The 3,664-nt window shown below is 66.0% G+C and carries 1 protein-coding gene; it reads left to right on the top strand.

Going from position 1 to position 3,664, the window contains the following annotated elements:
• Window positions 1-3,422 (top strand): multifunctional oxoglutarate decarboxylase/oxoglutarate dehydrogenase thiamine pyrophosphate-binding subunit/dihydrolipoyllysine-residue succinyltransferase subunit (locus tag WAW85_RS14750; protein WP_422560346.1); only part of this gene is annotated, 3,422 nt, incomplete at its 5' end.
• Window positions 3,423-3,664 lie beyond the last annotated feature (242 nt).

Raw genomic sequence — 3,664 nt, 5'->3', positions numbered from 1 at the left:
GCGCCTCGGCAGCCAAACCAGCCGCCGACGAGCCGGCCGCCGATCAGTCCCAGGTGCTCCGCGGTCCGGCCGCCGCCATTGTGCGCAATATGTCTGCCTCCCTGGGCGTACCGACCGCCACCAGCGTCCGGGCCATCCCGGTCAAGCTGATGATCGACAACCGCACCGTCATCAACAATCACCTCGCCCGCACTCGCGGCGGCAAGGTGAGCTTCACCCACCTGCTCGGCTACGCGATCGTCCAGGCACTCAAATCGTTCCCGGCCATGAATCGGCACTTCGCCGAGATCGACGGCAAGCCGAACGTCATCACCCCGGCCCACACCAATCTGGGCCTGGCCATCGACCTTCCGGGCAAGAACGACACCCGCACGCTCGTGGTCGCCGGCATCAAGGAATGCGAGACGATGGGCTTCGCCGAGTTTTGGGCGGCCTATGAGGACATCGTGCGCCGCGCCCGCAACGGCAAGCTCGGCGCCGAAGACTTCGCCGGTGTCACTATCTCGCTCACCAACCCGGGCACCATCGGCACCGTGCACTCGGTGCCGCGCTTAATGCCCGGCCAGGGCGCCATCATCGGCGCTGGCGCGATGGAGTACCCGGCCGAGTTCCAGGGGTCCAGCGACCAGCAGCTGGCCACCATGGGCGTCGGCAAACTCCTCACCCTGACTTCCACCTACGACCACCGGATCATCCAGGGCGCCGAGTCCGGCGACTTCCTGCGCACCATCCACAACCTGCTGCTTAGCGACGACCTCTGGGATGAGCTGTTCACCGCCCTGCACATCCCGTACGAGCCGGTCCGCTGGCGCCGTGACGTCCCCGAGGGTCTGGTCGACAAGAACACTCGCGTCCTCGAGCTGATCGCCGCCTACCGCAGCCGCGGCCACCTGATGGCGGACATCGATCCGCTGATGATGGACAGCGATGCGCGCACCTCCCACCCGGACCTGGATGTGCTGAGCTACGGCTTGACCCTGTGGGATCTGGATCGCACCTTCAACGTCGGCGGCTTCCACGGCGAAGACACCATGAAGCTCCGCGACGTGCTGTCGATTCTGCGCGACGCCTACTGCCGCCACGTCGGCGTGGAGTACGCGCACATCCTCGATCCCATGCAGCAGCGCTGGCTGCAGGAGCGCGTCGAGGTGCGGCACGTCAAGCCGCCGGTGGCCGAGCAGAAGTACATTCTGTCTAAGCTCAACGCCGCCGAGGCCTTCGAAACCTTCCTGCAGACCAAGTATGTCGGCCAGAAGCGCTTCTCGTTGGAGGGCGCCGAGTCGGTGATCCCCATGATGGATGCGGTGCTCGACCGCGCCGCCGAGCACAGCTTGCAAGAGGTCATCATCGGCATGCCGCACCGCGGTCGCCTGAATGTGCTCGCCAATATCGTCGGCAAACCGTACTCCAAGATCTTCACCGAGTTCGAGGGCAATCTGGGCACCTCGCAATTGCACGGATCGGGCGACGTCAAGTACCACCTGGGCGCCGAGGGCAAGTACTACCAGATGTTCGGCGATAACGAGATCGACGTCTCGCTGACCGCCAACCCCAGCCACCTCGAGGCCGTCGACCCGGTCCTGGAGGGCATCGTTCGCGCCAAACAGGACCTGCTCGACGAGGAGCACCGCTTCGACATCCTCCCACTAATGCTGCACGGCGACGCCGCCTTCGCCGGCCAGGGCGTGGTCTGGGAGACACTCAACCTGTCGATGCTCAACGGCTACCGCACCGGCGGCACCGTGCACATCGTCGTCAACAATCAGGTCGGCTTCACCACCGCCCCGGAGTACTCCCGCTCCACCCGCTACTGCACCGACCTCGCCAAGGCGCTCGACGCCCCGATCTTCCACGTCAACGGCGACGACCCGGAGGCTTGCGTCTGGGCTGCCCAGCTCGCCGTCGACTACCGCGAAGCCTTCGGCCGCGATGTCGTCATCGATCTGGTGTGCTACCGCCGTCGCGGCCACAACGAGGGTGACGATCCGTCGATGACCCAGCCGGCCATGTACGACGTCATCGACAGCCTGCGCAGCGTCCGCAAGAGTTACACCGAAGCCCTGATCGGTCGTGGTGACATCTCCACCAAGGAGGCCGAGGACGCCCTGCGCGACTACCAGGGCCAGCTCGAACGCGTCTTCGTGGAGGTCAAGGAACTCGATCGGTACACCCCGGAGGCGTCGCCGCCGATTACCGAGGACCAGCAGCTGCAGACGCAGCTGGTCACCTCGGTCCCGTCGGCCGCTCTGGAGAAGATCGGCGATTCCTTCGTCAATCTGCCCGACGGCTTCACCGCACATCCGCGCGTCAAGCCGGTTCTCGATCGGCGGCACGAGATGAGCCGCACCGGCGGGGTCGATTGGGCTTTCGCCGAGTTGCTGGCATTCGGAACGCTCGTCGAGGAGGGCGTCACCGTTCGCCTATCAGGTCAGGACTCGCGGCGCGGCACGTTCACCCAGCGCCATTCGGTGCTGATCGACCGCGCCAACGGTTCGGAATACACGCCACTGAACACGCTCGCCCCCGAGGGCCCGGGCCGCTTCTTGGTTTACGACTCCCCCCTGAGCGAGTACGCCGTCCTCGGCTTCGAGTACGGCTACGCCATCGGCAATCCGGACGCCCTCGTCCTTTGGGAGGGACAATTCGGCGACTTCGTCAACGGTGCTCAGTCAATCATCGACGAGTTCATCAGCTCCGGTGAGGCCAAGTGGGGCCAGCGCTCCGACGTCGTGCTGCTGCTGCCGCACGGCCATGAGGGCCAGGGGCCGGACCACACGTCCGGCCGTATCGAACGTTTCCTGCAGTTGTGCGCCGAGGGTTCCATGACTGTCGCACTGCCGTCCACCCCGGCCAGCTACTTCCATCTGCTGCGGCGCCACGTGCACGACGGCATCAGCCGGCCGCTGGTGGTCTTCACGCCCAAGTCAATGTTGCGCAATAAGGCCGCGGTCTCTCCGATCGAGGAATTCACCGACGGCAAGTTCCTGTCGGTGCGCGACGATCCGCGCTTCGCTGGCGACTTCAGCGGCACCGGTGGGACCGGGGACCGCTCCACGGTTACCCGCGTCCTGCTGACCTCGGGCAAGCTCTACTACGAGCTGGTGGCCCGGCGCGATAAGGAGAAGCGCGAGGACATCGCGATCGTCCGTGTCGAGCAGTTGTACCCGGTACCGCACCGCCGCCTGGCACGCACCCTGGAGCAGTACCCGAACGCGACCGACTTCGCCTGGGTGCAAGAAGAGCCAGCCAATCAGGGCCCGTGGCCGTTCCTCGGCCTGTGGCTGCCCGACTTGCTGCCGGACACCCTGTCGGACCTGCGCCGCATCTCCCGCCGCGCGATGTCGGCACCGTCGTCGGGCTCCTCCAAGGTCCACGCCGTCGAACAAGCCGAGATCATCGAGACTGCGTTCAGTCGAGACTGACTCCGGACACCGAGGAGCGCCGCCGCGCCGACCAGCGAGGCGGCGCTCCTCGCATCCAAGGGTCGGCTCAGGAGTCGACCAACGCTGCTGCTGCCGCCAAGGCGGGCAGCGAGGACACCAGCAGCGCATGAATGTGCTGCCGCGAGAGCTGCCGATCGGTGACCCAGCGGATCATCACGTCCTCGACGTAGGCGGTCCACCCGCGCACCGTCAGTTCGACAGCCGGAGTCACCGCGATACCG

The organism is Gordonia sp. (in: high G+C Gram-positive bacteria) (assembly GCF_049299075.1).
GTDB lineage: Bacteria > Actinomycetota > Actinomycetes > Mycobacteriales > Mycobacteriaceae > Gordonia.
This window is presented reverse-complemented; position numbering and strand designations above follow the sequence as displayed.